General features: G+C 44.9%; 14 protein-coding genes, 1 tRNA gene and 3 pseudogenes. 5 read left to right on the top strand and 13 right to left on the bottom strand.

Going from position 1 to position 15,026, the window contains the following annotated elements:
* Positions 1-100, top strand: a pseudogene (locus tag EWV84_RS01430) (zinc ribbon domain-containing protein); the annotation flags it as partial.
* Positions 101-242: 142 nt separating this feature from the next.
* Here the strand turns inward: EWV84_RS01430 and rbp are convergent.
* Complete coding sequence (rbp, locus tag EWV84_RS01435; protein ID WP_286825581.1) at positions 243-536, bottom strand: RNA-binding regulator; 294 nt, start codon at positions 534-536, stop codon at positions 243-245.
* Between the two features lie 221 nt (positions 537-757).
* Positions 758-1,012 carry a DUF3493 domain-containing protein gene (locus EWV84_RS01440; RefSeq protein ID WP_286825580.1) on the bottom strand — a complete coding sequence of 85 codons (255 nt, stop codon included), beginning with the start codon at positions 1,010-1,012 and terminating at the stop codon, positions 758-760.
* 59 nt (positions 1,013-1,071) lie between these two features.
* Between EWV84_RS01440 and EWV84_RS01445 the strand changes: the two genes are divergently transcribed.
* A tRNA-Thr gene (locus tag EWV84_RS01445) sits at positions 1,072-1,143 on the top strand.
* A gap of 217 nt (positions 1,144-1,360) precedes the next feature.
* On the opposite strand, the gene EWV84_RS01450 is transcribed toward EWV84_RS01445, so the two are convergent.
* From EWV84_RS01450 to EWV84_RS01460, 3 genes and pseudogenes are all read right to left on the bottom strand, one after another.
* Positions 1,361-1,864 (bottom strand): sll1618 family protein, encoded by a 504-nt coding sequence (locus tag EWV84_RS01450; protein ID WP_287075946.1) that lies wholly within the window; start codon positions 1,862-1,864, stop codon positions 1,361-1,363.
* Positions 1,865-1,903: 39 nt separating this feature from the next.
* Positions 1,904-2,293, bottom strand: a pseudogene (locus EWV84_RS01455) (DUF4351 domain-containing protein); the annotation flags it as partial.
* Positions 2,294-2,424: 131 nt separating this feature from the next.
* A pseudogene (locus EWV84_RS01460) lies at positions 2,425-2,994 on the bottom strand (Rpn family recombination-promoting nuclease/putative transposase); the annotation flags it as partial.
* Positions 2,995-3,242: 248 nt separating this feature from the next.
* Here EWV84_RS01460 and EWV84_RS01465 point away from each other — a divergent pair.
* Both EWV84_RS01465 and EWV84_RS01470 read left to right on the top strand, forming a co-directional pair.
* Complete coding sequence (locus EWV84_RS01465) at positions 3,243-4,748, top strand: Ycf46 family AAA ATPase (protein WP_287075948.1); 1,506 nt, start codon at positions 3,243-3,245, stop codon at positions 4,746-4,748.
* Positions 4,749-4,760: 12 nt separating this feature from the next.
* Entirely contained in the window at positions 4,761-5,273 is a 513-nt protein-coding gene (locus tag EWV84_RS01470; protein WP_287075950.1) for an SH3 domain-containing protein, read from the top strand.
* Between the two features lie 188 nt (positions 5,274-5,461).
* On the opposite strand, the gene EWV84_RS01475 is transcribed toward EWV84_RS01470, so the two are convergent.
* The 5 genes from EWV84_RS01475 to EWV84_RS01495 form a co-directional block, all read right to left on the bottom strand.
* Positions 5,462-5,935, bottom strand: a complete 474-nt coding sequence (locus tag EWV84_RS01475; protein WP_287075952.1) for a phosphate-starvation-inducible PsiE family protein — start codon at positions 5,933-5,935, stop codon at positions 5,462-5,464.
* Positions 5,936-6,251: 316 nt separating this feature from the next.
* Positions 6,252-7,091, bottom strand: a complete 840-nt coding sequence (locus EWV84_RS01480) for a nitrate ABC transporter ATP-binding protein (protein WP_287075954.1) — start codon at positions 7,089-7,091, stop codon at positions 6,252-6,254.
* Between the two features lie 117 nt (positions 7,092-7,208).
* Positions 7,209-9,227, bottom strand: coding sequence for an ABC transporter ATP-binding/substrate-binding protein (locus EWV84_RS01485; protein WP_287075956.1), 2,019 nt, complete (start codon positions 9,225-9,227; stop codon positions 7,209-7,211).
* Between the two features lie 69 nt (positions 9,228-9,296).
* Entirely contained in the window at positions 9,297-10,127 is an 831-nt protein-coding gene (gene ntrB, locus EWV84_RS01490) for a nitrate ABC transporter permease (protein ID WP_286825572.1), read from the bottom strand.
* Positions 10,128-10,239: 112 nt separating this feature from the next.
* Positions 10,240-11,598 carry a CmpA/NrtA family ABC transporter substrate-binding protein gene (locus EWV84_RS01495; protein ID WP_287075959.1) on the bottom strand — a complete coding sequence of 453 codons (1,359 nt, stop codon included), beginning with the start codon at positions 11,596-11,598 and terminating at the stop codon, positions 10,240-10,242.
* Positions 11,599-12,058: 460 nt separating this feature from the next.
* On the opposite strand from EWV84_RS01495, the gene EWV84_RS01500 reads away from it, so the two are divergent.
* Complete coding sequence (locus EWV84_RS01500; RefSeq protein WP_287075961.1) at positions 12,059-13,144, top strand: molecular chaperone DnaJ; 1,086 nt, start codon at positions 12,059-12,061, stop codon at positions 13,142-13,144.
* A gap of 266 nt (positions 13,145-13,410) precedes the next feature.
* Here EWV84_RS01500 and EWV84_RS01505 read toward each other — a convergent pair whose 3' ends face one another.
* The 3 genes from EWV84_RS01505 to EWV84_RS01515 all read right to left on the bottom strand — a co-directional run bounded on the left by EWV84_RS01505 (position 13,411) and on the right by EWV84_RS01515 (position 14,679).
* On the bottom strand, positions 13,411-13,647 hold the full coding sequence (locus EWV84_RS01505; RefSeq protein WP_158200895.1) for a ribbon-helix-helix protein, CopG family: 237 nt from the start codon (positions 13,645-13,647) through the stop codon (positions 13,411-13,413).
* Between the two features lie 150 nt (positions 13,648-13,797).
* Entirely contained in the window at positions 13,798-14,064 is a 267-nt protein-coding gene (locus EWV84_RS01510; RefSeq protein WP_158200896.1) for an HNH endonuclease, read from the bottom strand.
* Between the two features lie 240 nt (positions 14,065-14,304).
* Positions 14,305-14,679, bottom strand: a complete 375-nt coding sequence (locus EWV84_RS01515; RefSeq protein ID WP_287075964.1) for a putative quinol monooxygenase — start codon at positions 14,677-14,679, stop codon at positions 14,305-14,307.
* Between the last annotated feature and the right edge of the window lie 347 nt (positions 14,680-15,026).

The raw sequence follows: 15,026 nt of genomic DNA on the forward strand, positions 1-15,026 counted from the left end.
CTGGATTCTTAATGGAGACATTGAGAATCTAAGCTGTCTCGTTGAACAAGGAATTTCCGATAGTGATAGGTCAAGAATCCCCCGTCACAGCGTAGCTTGACGGTGGGAGTATGTCAATTGTTACCTTTTGGAGAGACTCAGACATTTAGATTTCTATTGGTTTTGAGCGGATCTGCGATCGCAATTGCCGACAAAAAAGGGTGAACCCTGTCCACCCTCCCACAATCATTTACAAAAAAAGCTTAATAGCGTTTTTTTCTGTCACCACCACCACCATTGAAGGGCGCACGCTCTTCCCGATCGCGCGCCTGGTTAACTTTAATTGATCGTCCCATCCAGTCAGCACCATCCAGTGCCTCAATTGCGGCGGTTTCCTGGGCTTTACTTTCCATTTCCACGAAGGCGAAACCGCGTTTGCGGCCTGTCTCTTTGTCAACGGGAATATGAACCCTTTGAACCTTGCCATACTCTGCAAAAACGTCGTTTAGATCCTCTTGGGAAATCTCGTAAGAGAGATTACCAACAAAAATAGACATAATACTTGAATCCTCGATCAATACTCGAAACGGTGTGGAGACACAAAATTCAGGGAGAAGCCGAACAATACTAAAGTAAAAGACTTACCGAATTAATACTGAAAACGAACTTGAACACTAATCTTGACTCTCGCCCTCATCATAACACGAAAAGACTGGAGTTAATGTTAACTTTTATTCTCCGGGGAAAGAGACCGTTTTGGCTATCAGTCGCTACTCCCTCAACCCTGAGCTTTTTTTTCCCGACGAAATAACCAAATCATCAGGGCCACCACACCAGTTTGTAGGGCAAAATTGGGTAAAGCGGTGGCTACGTCCCTTGCTGCCGCTAATTGGGCCAGAAAAACCACCGCACCGATAAAACCAGAAGCACCTAAACCGAGATAGAGAAACTGCCGCAGCCCTCGGTAGGGATTGGCTGCTTCCGCTTTCAAGCGCGCGTATTTTTGGGGATCGAGTCGAGGGGATTTGCTCATAAAAAAATTTTTCTAGCTCTGTATCTATTGTCCGTGATATAATCGGAAATTGGCAATGTGCCGATGTAGCTCAGTGGTAGAGTAGTTGATTCGTAATCAATTGGTCGTGGGTTCAAATCCCATCATCGGCTTGGGGTTTTAGCTCCTAGAAGTTGACTAAGAAATACCAGTACAGTGGTTAAATGCCTTGATTTTGTTGCGGCTATGCCAAAACTCCCCCAGGTTAACGCCTTTGCTGGGGATTTGCTTAAATAAGCCATTTTAGCAGCAAACAAGAGGTAAAAGAGTTAATTGCTCGAACCGATCGCTCCCTATTTCGGGCCAAAGCTTTGGCCCGAAATTCGCTAGTTACTGAAGAAAAGGTTGAATAATTTCTGCGATCGCTTGACGTTGGTAATTGTCATATCCCCAGCGCTCTAGAAAGGCTTGATATTCTCCTTGTCCCGTGTTTAAACTGGTGGCTAATTGTTGTAATTTTTCCCCCAAGGCTGGCGATAATAACTGCTTAATTAGTTGACCAGTTTTTTCTTGGACTTTCTCAGAACCTTGGGCGTTTTCTTTATCTCCTTGACTGCGATGATAGATGACCATTGCCGTGGACATAGCCAGATTTTTGACTAATAATTCATTGACCAATATCGGGGAAGTTTTTAAAGCAGTGATTACTTCTAAACTAGGATATTCCGTATGGGATAAATCGCTGGTTAAGTAAGTAACAAAAAAACCTCTAGCTCCATTTTCTGTTGAGACTAAATCAGTAAATTTCTGAGTGATTGTCTTGGCATCTAAAAACTCAATTTGACTTAGTAAATCTTGAGTTTGTTGGATAGCATTTTCAAAGCTTATACTCATACCCATACCCAGCCTTCTGTGAAGTTTAAGAGAAAAATACTAAGCATCTAAAGCATTTAACCAATTAGTTAAATCCTCCACTGTCGAAAAATCAAATAAAGCTTCCCCCGCTCGTTCCAGATCATCAATATTCAAGGTCATAATCCGACTCTCTATATCCACATCAATATCTCCTAACTTACGTTTAATCAGACGAACAATTAGATTTCTTTCTCTTGCTAAACCCTGTTCTAAACCCTGTTCTAAACCCTGTTCTAAACCCTGTTCTAAACCGCGGCGCATCCAACTGGTGGTAATCTGCATAACTCCCTCCTGTTCGGGTTGAATAAATGTGCTAATCTCCTGTTGAAATTCTATCTCCTCGGACGAGTTGAGATTGAGATAGGTATCGACAAAGCCTGAAATCAATTGCATTCTAGCAGCATCTAATCCAGCAATTCTCATTTCAAAAAGTAACAATTTATACAGACAGAAACAGAGATTTAACAGGTGGCAAAATCGCGATCGCCAATCAGTGTTGGACGGGTGTAATTTCAGCTATTCAGTCATTTTGCTGCATCTAATCTTAATGTCACCAATAATCTTAGACATTGTGCCTTAACTTTTGCTCTATCCCGATCGGCAATTTTCATCTTGGCCATCAAAGCGGCGGCGACGGGATTATCTTGATTGAGAAAATCTCGCCAATTCAAGCGATTTAACTGGACAACTTGATAGTTAAATTCTAACACTTTTAAGTCAGGAAACTCAATTTTGTATTGACGAATTGCTTCTTTTTGCGGACGATCATAGGAGAATATGACAATCGGATAAACTGGTAAGGCAAATTTTTGATGCAGACGAGCGAAATAAGTAAACATTCGCCGATTAAATTCCGGTTGAGAGCTAGACTGTGCTTCTAGATGAATTAAGAAAAATGATGATTGTCCTCGAAATTGAACTTGGGCGACTAAATCACTTTCATACTTTTCTCCTTCCGTGACATCGGTAAAGACTTCTTTGTCTAAAAATGTGATCTGATTAGGCTCTAAATAATTGATAATCTCAGGGAAAAACAACTGAATAAATTCAACAAAAAAAGTCGAAATTAATTCCTTAAATAAACGATCATGGTCAATAACATTATTCATACATAGCAGTTATCCTAATGGTGAGGTAGGAAGTTTTCGTTTTGGGTAGTCGGTCGCCGGCCGTCGATATCAAAATTAGGTTACACTTCATCTTTAGGAGAAAAGCGGTCAATTACTCGTTAACACTACACCAGAACAGGGAGCTGCCGAGAAGAAGTCCGAGCATTTGTACTAAAATATCCAATAGACGGCTAACTGCTATATTTTCTGATGACGATATAAATAGCAAAAACTATAGACGAATAGCTATGAGCTTTGGTGAAGAATTTGAATTACTGCTGCGGGCCCGTTATCCTCTCATCTATGTTACCACCCTAGAAGAAGAACGTCTCGAAAAAGCGATCGCCGATATTGCCAAACAGAGCAATAACCGTGCTGTCTATGTCTGGGATTTCGTGGATGGTTATCAAGATAATCCCAATAACGAGAACTTTGCTCGGCGTAATCCCCTCCAAGCTCTTGAATTCGTCGAAAAGCTGCCGACTAACATCGCCGCAATCATAATTTTACGGGATTTCCAGCGCTTTCTAGAAGATATTTCCATCGCCAGAAAATTGCGAAATCTGGCCCGTTCCCTGAAATCTCAGCCCAAAAACCTAATTATCGTCGCTCCCGAACTGTCTATCCCCTCGGATCTAACCGAAGTAATCACCGTCGTCGATTTTCCCCTCCCCAGTGGCGAAGAAATTAAACAGGAAATCCAGCGATTAATCGCTGCCACCGGACAACCCCTCAAAGAACCACTCCTCGATGAATTAGTGCTTTCTGCCCAAGGATTATCCCTAGAGAGAATTCGTCGGGTTTTAGCCAAATGTTTAGCCAGTCACGGCAAAATTGAGCCAGAGGACGTGGAATTAATTTTGGCAGAAAAACGCCAATCGATTCGTCAAACCCAGATATTAGACTTTTATCCCGCCACAGAGCAGATTTCTGACATCGGCGGCCTAGATAATCTCAAAGATTGGCTGATTCGTCGCGGTGGTGCTTTTAGTGAACGCGCTCGCGCCTACGGTTTACCCAATCCCCGGGGTTTACTATTGGTGGGAATTCAAGGGACGGGTAAATCCCTGACAGCGAAAGCTATTTCCCATCACTGGCACTTACCCCTACTGCGTCTAGACGTGGGGCGTTTATTTGGCGGATTGGTGGGAGAATCGGAATCGCGTACCCGTCAGATGATTAATCTCGCCGAAGCTTTAGCTCCCTGTGTGCTGTGGATAGACGAAATCGATAAAGCTTTCGCCGGAGCGGATGGAAAAGGCGACGGGGGAACCACCAGCCGGGTTTTCGGGACTTTTATCACTTGGTTAGCCGAGAAACAATCGCCGGTTTTTGTCGTCGCTACAGCTAATAACATCCAATCTTTGCCCCCGGAAATGTTGCGAAAAGGACGCTTCGATGAGATATTTTTTGTCGGACTACCTAGCCAAAAGTCCCGCGAGGAGATTTTTAGCGTTCATTTAGGGAAAGTTCGGCCCCATAACCTGAAAAGTTATGATATAAAGCGATTAGCCTACGAAACTCCCGATTTTTCGGGGGCAGAAATCGAACAAACCATCGTGGAAGCGATGCACATCGGTTTTAGTCAAAATCGCGACTTTAGCACCGATGATGTGCTTGAGGCCGCTAGTCAGATTATCCCCCTAGCTCGCACTGCCCAAGAACAGATTCAATTTCTACAGGATTGGGCTAAGTCCGGTAAAGCTCGTCTAGCCTCTCGCGATGATCGTTTTAATGTTAATTCTAGCAGTTAATTTAGCACCAATATGAAGCGTTTATCTGGTTTATTGCAATTTATGCTCGGTTTTGTCATGGGAGTGGCGATTTTGGTCGGTGGGGCTACTGCTGTCGCCTATATGCTTCTCTCCGGTATGAATTCTAATCCTCCTAAACCCGTCTTTACCGAGGAGAAAAAAGAGGAAACTAAGGAGGAAAAAGCTGCTAAACCCATCCCTACTACTCCCGTCCAAGAACAACCCCAAGCTGAGGTGAAGGAGTCTCCCAAAGCTGCACCAGCACCAAAAGCTTCCCCGAAACCCAGTCCCGAAGCAAGAAAAAGAGAAACCACATCGTCCGGTTATCAAGCGCGGGTGACATGGCAAAGCGGTTTAAGTCTGCGCTCTGAACCTACCAGTGAATCGACTCGTCTCGGCGGTCTGGATTATAATACTAAGGTCAGTGTGGTGGGAACCAGCAGCGATGGCCAATGGCAGCGCATACGTCTGTCCGATGGTCGCGAAGGTTGGATTAAAGCGGGTAATATTTCCAGAGTCGAGTAAATATTTGGAAGGGTTAGGTTTTCTAAATCTACCCCTTTCCCTAATCAGTAATTGGACAAAGTTAATACTAAATCCGTTGAGTATAGGCTACATATCAGGATAGGAAATAGGCACTCTTGCAATAGATAATCAGTCTTTAATAATCGAATTTGGTGTGATTAATTCTGTCTGGGTACTTAATAACTACTTCAAGAACGATTATCGCGATTAACTTTTCTGATTAACCAATAACTTGCCGCTAAAGCTAAGGTTCCCACGGTGAGGGCAATTAAATCATCTTTACTGTATTTATTGGGATCAAAAATAATAATTTTTCGAGAGATGGCAATCAGGGCAGTAACTACGACTAATTCAACCTGTACGATGTGTTTTCTTAAGTAAGCAGTGACGTTTTCTAATAACTCTAAAGCGATCAAAATATTGAGAAATAAACCGAAGATTTCAATTAAAGTTTTGCTAAAAAAACCGATGGGTTCCGTAGTAAATAAATCTTTGATTAGGATAACTACCAGATCATAAAGAGAAACAAGAATAACAACAATTAAAGCTACGGATAAAACCTTAGAAACTAGGTTTTCAATGGTATGAATCGACCTCATGAAATTTTCATCGCGCCATTGTTGACCAAAATTGATAAGTAGTTTCCGTATCTGTTTGAGCATGATCAATTAAGTAAAAAGTAAAAATTATTATTGTATTTGATTGCTAATTCTTCTATTTAGTTGACAAGTAAGCTGATCCCCCCTTGATCCCCCCTGAATCCCCCCTTGATAAGGGGTGCTGATCCCCCCTGAATCCCCCCTTAATAAGGGGTGCTGATCCCCCCTTAATCCCCCCTTGACAAGGGGGGTATCTGGCAATTTTTAACATCTACCTACTTAGAGATAATTTTACTTTAAGAAGGTTTCCCTAGAAAAAAAGTCTAGGTGCGATCGCTATTAAGTCAACCGCACCCCAAACTAATACAAATGCTCACATCTAGCTAACATCATCGTGAGCGAAACGATTATAGAGGAAGTCGAGGGCATAGTTACGCAGACGATAATATTCAGGATCCTCCATAATTCTCTCCCGATCGCGGGGACGGGGGAAATGAATATTCATCACTTCGCCGATTTTTGCTTCCGGTCCATTGGTCATCATTACCAGCTTATCAGCGAGAAAAAGAGCCTCATCGATATCGTGGGTAATCATCAACACCGTACAGCGTTTATCTTGCCAGATTTTCAGCAATTCTTCCTGTAATTCCTCTTTGGTAATCGCATCCAAAGCGCCGAAAGGTTCATCAAGAATCAACACTTCGGGACGGATAGAAAGAGCGCGAGCGATCGAAACCCGTTGTTTCATCCCCCCGGAGATTTGGGGAGGGGTTTTATCCATAGCTTCGGTTAAACCCACCATAGCTAAATGTTCGCGCACGATCGAGCGTTTTTGCGCTTCCGGGGCATTGGGAGACACCGCATCTACCGCGAGATAGACATTTTCAAAAACACTTAACCAAGGCAATAAAGCATAGTTTTGAAACACTACCATGCGATCGGGACCGGGTTTAGTAATTTTCTTACCGTTAACTTTAACAATGCCATCGGTGGGAGAAGAAAAACCCGACACCATATTTAATAGCGTCGATTTACCGCAACCAGAGTGACCGATCACGCAGATAAATTCACCTTCATTGATGCTGAGATTAACGTCCTTGAGGACGGTGTAGGGGCCTCTAGGAGTGGGGTAAACCTTAGAAACTCCTTCAATGGTGACAAAAGCTTCTTTAGTGGGGGTCTGGGTTGCTCGGTTAATTGTGTCGGTAGTGGTGTACATAATTATAGTCGCTAAAAAGTCGAAAGACAGGTAGAAAGTGGCAGAGTTGCAGGGCTTAATCCAATGGGATCATATTTTAGAGGTAAAAGGGGAGAAAATCTCCCCTTTTACCTCTGGTTAGGCGATTTTACGGGGTTCCACCGCAGTAGGACGAGCATCAATAGCCACTTCGGCCATGGTGATGTTTTGTTTGATCTCTAAACTATTGAGATAACCGATCGGATCCTCGGCATCAAACTCGATACCATCGAATAAAAGGATCGGTGTGCGACGATATTTAATATCCCCTAGACCCAATTCCCGGACCGCGGTACTAAAGACACCCACCCGACAGACGCGTTCGAGAATTTCTACCCAGTTACGGGGGAAAGGAATGTGGCCCCAGCGCGCCATTTGGGTCATCATCCAGAGGTGTTCGGTACGACTGGGACGATTTACCCCTTCTCCATAGAACAGATGGTGTGCATATTCTTTCATCGGTTGATCGAGACTGCACGCGTAGGAGTTGGGATCACCCAGTTGGATATAATCGATATTGGTACTAAGGTACTGACGACTGGCGAGGATTTGACGAATTTCTTCCTGATTCCCTTCCTCGGCACAGTAGCGACAACCTTCCAGCAGTGCTTTGACTAAAGCGACATGGGTATTAGGGTATTTATTGGCCCAATCTTCCCGGACTCCCAGGGCCTTACCCGGGTGGCCCTGCCAGATTTCTAAGTCGGTAGCGACGGTGTAACCGATACCTTCCATGGCGGCCCGTAGATTCCAGGGTTCACCGACACAGTAACCGTCAATACTGCCGGTTTTCAGGTCAGCTACCATTTGGGCCGGGGGAATAGTTTCGAGGTGAACATCTTTATCCGGGTCAATACCAGAGGCCGCTAACCAGTAACGCAGGAGCAAATTGTGCATGGAGGAGGGGTGAACCATGCCAAAAATATGGCGCTGCTCCCGGGATTCCAATAGCATCTGTTTTAAAGCATTACCGTCAATCACTCCCTCGTCATAGAAGCGTTTAGCGAGGGTGACACCGTTACCGTTACGAGTCATAGTCAGGGCGCTGACAATCGGCAAAGGTTGCTCCTGATAACCACCGACGGTTAACCAGGTGGGCATTCCTGAGGGCATTTGCGCCCCGTCGAGGAATCCCCCCGCGATCCCGTCCACAATGCCTCGCCAACTGGTTTCCCGGACTAAATTCACCTCATCTAGACCATGTTTAGTGAAGAATCCCTTTTCTTTGGCCACTGCTAGGGGAGCGCAAGCGGTGAGGGGAACAAAACCGATTTCTAGATTGACTTTTTCTAAACCGTGACGGGCAATAACTTCGACCTTGCGAGCGCGCAGTTTTTTGATCCGTTTTTGTTGGTTGAGGAAATAGATAATTTCGCTCCGGAGACTGTAGTAACTGGGGTGTTCTACCACTTCCATGCGTTTGCGGGGACGGGGGATATCTACTTCCAAAATACCGCCAATTTTTGAGCCAGGACCGTTGGTGAGCATGACGATGCGATCGGATAATAACACCGCTTCATCCACATCGTGCGTCACCATTACCGAGGTCATTTCGTATTCTTCGCACAGCTGCATTAACTGTTCCTGTAGATTACCTCTAGTCAGGGCATCTAACGCGCCAAAGGGTTCGTCTAAAAGTAGCACTTTCGGACGGATGGCTAGGGCGCGAGCGATCGCTACCCGTTGTTTCATCCCCCCCGATAATTCGTTGGGACGTTTATCCACTGCATGACGAAGATTGACCAGATCGATATATTTTTCGACTTCGGCTTTTCTTTCGGTTTCTGATAGTTGGGCGAGAACTTGATCGACGGCGAGGGTAATATTTTCTTTGACGGTTAACCAGGGCAAAAGGGAATAGTTTTGGAAAACTACCATGCGATCGGGACCCGGTTTTTTAATGCTTTGACCTTGCAAAGTCACCACTCCTTCCGTGGGCAAGTCTAAACCGGCGATCATGTTTAAGAGGGTGGATTTTCCGCAACCAGAGTGACCGATGAGGGAGATAAATTCCCCTTTTTTTATCTGTAAATCAATCCCTTTCAAGGCCACATATTCACCGCCACCACTGAGGGGGAAGACCTTATCAATGTTATCGACAGCGACAAACAAACTCATAGTTTTTTCTCCTTAAATTTCCTCAAGTTTCAGTTATTTGAAAATGGGGAAATTTTCCCCATTTATCCCCTATTGACGAACGATTTGATTTTGCAACCAAGCCATAAAGCGATCGAGTAATAAACCCACACCACCGATATAAAACAGCGCGAGAATAATATCACTGATGTAGTTATTTTGGTAGGCATCCCAGATAAAGAAACCGATACCGACGATACCCGACATAACAATTTCAGCGGCGATAATCGCTAACCAAGCTAAACCGATCGCAATTCTCAAACCAGTGAAGATGTAGGGAAGTGCCGAGGGAATTAATATCTTGAAGAAGAATTTTTTGCTGGACAATTGCAAGACTTGTTTAACGTTGATATAGTCTTGGGGAATTTGTTGGACACCGACGGTAGTATTGATCAAAATCGGCCAAACTGCGGTAATAAAGATAACGAATAAAGCCGCGGGTTGGTTTTGTTGTAAAGCGGCCAAAGATAGGGGAACCCAAGCGAGAGGAGGAACTGTTCTCAGGAATTGAAAAAGGGGATCGAGTGCCTTATTTAAGAAAGAATTTAAACCGACCATAATCCCCACTCCAATACCCACCACTGCGGCAAAAAAATAACCGATTAATACCCGTTGCAGACTCGCTAAAGTTTGCCAGAATAGTCCCTTATCAATACCTCCACGATCAAAGAAGGGATACATTAAATAAGTACGAGTCCGTTCATTGGTGATTAGGTCAGATGGGGGGGGTAATTTGATTAATCCCAGCATCGAAACTAATTGCCAAACAATCAGAAAACCCAAGGTACCGATAATAGGGGGAAGAATATCTTGGGAATGCTTTTTCCAGAATTTACCGAAGTTGAAACCACCGTTACTTTTTCTGCTGACGCTACTTGCCATTTTGCCGTTTTCCTTTGTTGAAGATAAAGTTACTTGATTGGGGAGAGAAGAAAACACTTTTGGGATTAATAGACTAGATATTTTATGACCCTAGCCTACCGGGAAAAACTCGCTATTTTTTGATCTCCAAACTATCGAGATAAGCTTGGGGATTAGCGGGGTCAAAAGTTTTGCCATCAAAGAATTTTTCGACACCGCGGGAGGTACTGGTGGGAATATCGGCCGCGGCAACTCCTAATTCTGTAGCTGCCGCTTTCCAAAGATCCTCGCGGTTAACTTTGTCGATTAATGCTGAGGCAGTGGTTAAAGTTTCTTTCGGCAAGAAACCCCAACGAACACTTTCGGTTAAAAACCAGAGATCATGACTCTTGTAGGGATAGGAAACGCTACCAGCAGGATCTTTCCAGTAGAAAACCCCTTTATTTTTGTCGGTGATTTCCGGTTTACCGTCACCCATTTTCTGTATTCCTTTGAGGGGACCGGCGATAAGTTCTTCTTTGAGGTTGAAATAAGCCGGTTTAGCGAGAATTGCCGCCGCTTCTGCTCGATTTGCCTCTTGATCTAGCCATTGCTGCCCTTCCATGACTGCTTTTAACACCGCTTTGGTGGCTTTCGGGTTTTTATCCACCCAATCGGCGCGGATAGCGAGGTATTCTTCCGGGTGATAGGGCCAGATTTCTGCGGTTAAAGCTGACATAAAACCGATCTGATCAGCCACAATTCGCGCCGGCCAAGGATCGCCGGTACTAAACGCATCCATGGTTCCCGTTTTCATGTTGGCCACGGTTTGGGCCGCGGGTACGGCAATTAGGTTAACATCCGTATCGGGGTTAATACCACCGGCGGCTAACCAGTAACGAATCCAGAAGTCTTGGTTAGCTTTCGGGAAAGTATAGGCGGCTTTGAAGGGAGTTCCCGTCGTTTTCATGCCGAGGATGTAATCTTTGGCGGGTTTCAGGTCTAAACCGATATTTTTGCCCTCGTGTTTACTTGCGATCGCAATTCCGTTACCCTGGGTGTTTAACTGCGCTAACACATACATGGGGACTTTAACGTTATTTTTGGTGATTAGTCCCTCGGAAATTAGGTAAGGCATGGGCATTTGCCACTGTCCCCCGTCAATTCCGCCCGCATCTGCGCCAATTTCGACGTTATCCCTAGCGGATCCCCAGTTTGCTTGTTTGGAGACTTCCACATCGGGCATCCCGTGTTTAGCGAAAAAGCCTTTTTCCTTGGCAATAATTAAAGGTGCGGCCTCAACGATAGGAATATAACCTAATTTAATTTTGGTGGTTTCAGGAGCTTGTTCGGGGGCGATGGCGACGGGAGAAGCAACCGGGGAAGCGGGTGTAGTGCTGGCAGTTCCACCCGTACTGTCGGGGGGATTACCCAGACAACCTTTGAGGACAACAGCCCCTGCCGCTGAAACTGCCGCCGTGGTTAAAAATTTCCGTCTCGAAAAATTGGACATGGAATTCTCCTGCCTGCTGCTAAAGCAAGTATGTGTGCTGAATTATGGGGAAAGGAATCCCTCGCTAAACTTTCCCTCTAGCCTGTGCTATAGAAATTTAGCTATGGAATATTGAGTCTCAATTGAACTTACTAAATAAGTCTAGCGGAATTTGGAAAAAATAATTAATCCGATCGAGAATTTTATTTACAAAAATTTAATTCGATTGATAAGAATTAATTAAGACCATTGATATATCTAGTTTCTAGGCACTTAAGCCTGTCTGTGGACTTGGGGTGATGGGAAGTGGGGGAAGTGGGGAAGTGGGGGAGGTTGGGGAAGTGGGGAAGTGGGGAGTGGGGAAGTGGGGAGTGGGGAGCAGGGAGGTGGGGAGAAACAATAAAATGAGCCAAGGGTGAGTTTTAGGAATGCGGCTCCTTCCGGCTTGGTAGAATGGACAATATGCTTTCACGCTAAAGTAATGACCAGATCTAAAAAGCCGAAATCACCGAACTCCTCTGATTCGCCCACCTCACCTTCCTTGGCGCTCTCTTCCCTACATTTTCGTCTCCAAGCTTTAGAGGAGGAGCATCAGTGGCTCCTCAAGCAGATTGGCAGAAAGCGCAACGAACTGAAGAAATTCCTCGACCAGATGCGTTCCCTGGCGACGGAGATTTTTCAGAGAGGGCAACCCCTCTATCAAAAACTTACCGACCTCGACCGCGAAATACACGCCCTTTTTGACGAAATCCTCACTGCTAGAAAATTGGGGCAGCAGACAAAAAAAAGGATTCTCGGAATTTACCAGACACTTCAGTTAACGGGGGTGATTAGCCCGAAATTTGAGGATGGAGATGAAGAACTGGACGAACTTTTCGGAGACGAAGAACCAGAAGGATCATCAGAGCAATCCGCGCAGGATTTCTTCTCTGGGGGAGACTCCTATGAACGTCACGATGATGGAGCAGAGATATCACCTGAAAGCTCGCCTAAATCTCCTGAATCTAGACAAATACGCCGCACTTTCCTGAGAATGGCTGAGATTTTTCACCCCGACAAGGTTACGGATCCCGAAACTCGGATGCGTCACAACGAGATTATGAAGGAGGTCAACCGCGCCTATAAAGAGGGAGATATTGCCAGACTGCTCGAAATCGAACGACAGCATCAAATGGGAGACTCTTTCGAGGTTGAAGGCTCATCGGAAAGCGACCTCAAACGACAGTGCGAGAGGGTTGAAACCAATAACGAACTACTCAAAAAGCAATACGAGAACCTGAAAAGAGAACTGCGATCGGTGCGAAATACCCCGGAAGGCGAGATGGTGAAGGCCAGTCGCGCTCGTGAGAAGGATGGCATCGACCCGATTGAGCAAATGCTAGAGGAGATGAAATTACAAGTTCAATCCACCGAAAAAATCTATAATTTTGTCCGGGACTTCCGCGATAAAAAGATAACGGTTAAACAATTCCTGCGCGGACCGGCCAGGAATATGGGCAGCAGCCCGGAAGAGATGGAAGACATTCTTGAGCAACTTCTGGAGCAACTTCGCAGAATCAGCCATTGAAGAGAGAAAGCCAGTATTTAGGGTATGCTGAAAAAGTTTTTCCCGGTGGCCGAGTGTAGGGTTTTACCTAATTTTTAAATCCGTTGAGTAACGCACAGAAAACGGGTTTCTCGGAGAAACCCGTTTTCTACTCATGCAAAAGGCAAAAAGGGAATAAATAATCAGTTTTTAATAACCAGATTTAGTATAATTTTTGATCTGCCCTAGAGTGTTGCTATCACCTTTGACAAAATCACTAATCGTACAAATATCGAGTAAAACCAGCACTAAATCACCTCATCTTCTCTAGGTGGGGAAAGTTCCTCTCTATAAGCTTCAAAAATAATACCATCACTTACCCCTTGAAAATTAAGGATAGTTGACGACCATTGCGACTGTTCTTTTGTGGTAATTAAAAGCTGTATTGCTTCTCGGATCAAAGCATTCTGGGATTTGCCTGTAGAGCGAGATAAAGCCTGTAGTTGCTGACTTAATTCCTCTTCCAGATAAAGATTGAAGTTCATAACTTAAATTAAGCAAATAAGTAGCTGGTTATAATTAAATGAAAAATGGACTTTAGGTTCGATCCCCCCTGCCCCCCTTGATAAGGGGGGTGCCGGTAGGCGGGGGGATCCCCCTTGATAAGGGGGCATCTGATAATTTTTAACGCCTACCTACTTAATTTGCTGGCGTGGGTTGAACAGTGAAGCTTCTGCCTCGGTTTCTGGGTCAATCCCCGTTGTGAAGTTATAACGCCTTTCATTGCAACGACGACAGGCTAGGGCGAGGTTGTCCAGCGTATCGCTACCACCGAGGGATTGGGGTTGAATATGGTCGATCGAAAGAGGGGCGGAACTGAGGAGTTCGGGATAGTGACAGTATTCACACCGGAACCTAGCGCGTTGTCGAACAATATGGTAAAGCGATTTAGGAATGACCATTTACTCTGGCGGCAATGACAGCGTTGATGTAGCTGAAAATTTGGTCGAGTTCGCCAATCGCTTCTAGCTCAAGGACTTCCTCCGGGGTGAGATCAGGTGTAGGGTTTTACCCGTTTTCAGAGGGTCAATTACCTAATTTTCGGGGAAAAAGTCCCTGAATTTTCCCCCCGACCACTCCAAGAAATGGCACTTTTTGATTTCAAAAAAGCCTAAATCATTCTCTTTTCTGTCAGTACGGGGTTAGGCTTCGCTGGTGCGGCGAATACCTTCGTCGAGAATGAAGAACTGAGGGTTAAGAGAGGCCAACTGCTCTCGCAGCTTTTCGATTTCGGAAGCGGGAGCGTGAACTTCTACGCGAATAATCTTGGCGATTTTGAGAAGTTCGTCTAGCAGTTCCCCGACGTTTTGTAGGTGGGCAAGAACTGCGGAGGCATCGACGTAACCCTCGCGGCAATGAAGAATATTACCGCTAAAGGAAAAAGCATAATGGATACAGCCCTCTTCGGTGCGGGTTCTCTCAATGAACTTGGGGCTTAGTTCCTTAAAGGCAGCAATTTTTCCTTCTTGTATTTCAAAGTAGGGTACTAGAGTACAGCAAGTATCGATTTTGAACATCAGATTCTCCTTCTAGGTGTTGCGGAGGGATATCCCGCGTTTGTGGTGCAGAAAAGGTTATCTCAGGGGTTGTCCAGGCCGTGCGCTCCTACAGAATAATGCCCTGCTGTCAGGGTGAACGGCTTTCTCACAAAATATAACAGACTTCAGGTCAACCCGTGTGCAACTTTTGGAGAAGTTAAGAAAAAGCGATCGCTAACTCAAACAAGGTAGAATGAAAAGCTGAATATCATAGTTAGTAAAAGTATAGTCAAATATAGACAGACTGAATTCCATTTCAGAAATTCCCTTCACTTTTACTTCGAGAGATTAATTCTCCTTGGGTGAACTACGCACCTCTCTATCCC

The sequence above is a fragment of the Microcystis sp. M_QC_C_20170808_M3Col genome (genome assembly GCF_007095505.1).
Taxonomy (GTDB): domain Bacteria; phylum Cyanobacteriota; class Cyanobacteriia; order Cyanobacteriales; family Microcystaceae; genus Microcystis.

Excerpts from the sequence above, each read along its gene's own strand:
- EWV84_RS01470 (WP_287075950.1), top strand. The coding sequence starts at position 4,761 with ATGAAGCGTTTATCTGGTTTATTGCAATTTATGCTCGGTTTTGTCATG.
- EWV84_RS01465 (WP_287075948.1), top strand. The coding sequence starts at position 3,243 with ATGAGCTTTGGTGAAGAATTTGAATTACTGCTGCGGGCCCGTTATCCT.
- EWV84_RS01505 (WP_158200895.1), bottom strand. The coding sequence starts at position 13,647 with ATGAACTTCAATCTTTATCTGGAAGAGGAATTAAGTCAGCAACTACAG.
- EWV84_RS01480 (WP_287075954.1), bottom strand. The coding sequence starts at position 7,091 with ATGTACACCACTACCGACACAATTAACCGAGCAACCCAGACCCCCACT.
- EWV84_RS01500 (WP_287075961.1), top strand. The coding sequence starts at position 12,059 with ATGACCAGATCTAAAAAGCCGAAATCACCGAACTCCTCTGATTCGCCC.
- EWV84_RS01475 (WP_287075952.1), bottom strand. The coding sequence starts at position 5,935 with ATGCTCAAACAGATACGGAAACTACTTATCAATTTTGGTCAACAATGG.
- EWV84_RS01510 (WP_158200896.1), bottom strand. The coding sequence starts at position 14,064 with ATGGTCATTCCTAAATCGCTTTACCATATTGTTCGACAACGCGCTAGG.
- ntrB (WP_286825572.1), bottom strand. The coding sequence starts at position 10,127 with ATGGCAAGTAGCGTCAGCAGAAAAAGTAACGGTGGTTTCAACTTCGGT.
- EWV84_RS01515 (WP_287075964.1), bottom strand. The coding sequence starts at position 14,679 with ATGTTCAAAATCGATACTTGCTGTACTCTAGTACCCTACTTTGAAATA.
- EWV84_RS01440 (WP_286825580.1), bottom strand. The coding sequence starts at position 1,012 with ATGAGCAAATCCCCTCGACTCGATCCCCAAAAATACGCGCGCTTGAAA.
- rbp (WP_286825581.1), bottom strand. The coding sequence starts at position 536 with ATGTCTATTTTTGTTGGTAATCTCTCTTACGAGATTTCCCAAGAGGAT.
- EWV84_RS01450 (WP_287075946.1), bottom strand. The coding sequence starts at position 1,864 with ATGAGTATAAGCTTTGAAAATGCTATCCAACAAACTCAAGATTTACTA.
- EWV84_RS01495 (WP_287075959.1), bottom strand. The coding sequence starts at position 11,598 with ATGTCCAATTTTTCGAGACGGAAATTTTTAACCACGGCGGCAGTTTCA.
- EWV84_RS01485 (WP_287075956.1), bottom strand. The coding sequence starts at position 9,227 with ATGAGTTTGTTTGTCGCTGTCGATAACATTGATAAGGTCTTCCCCCTC.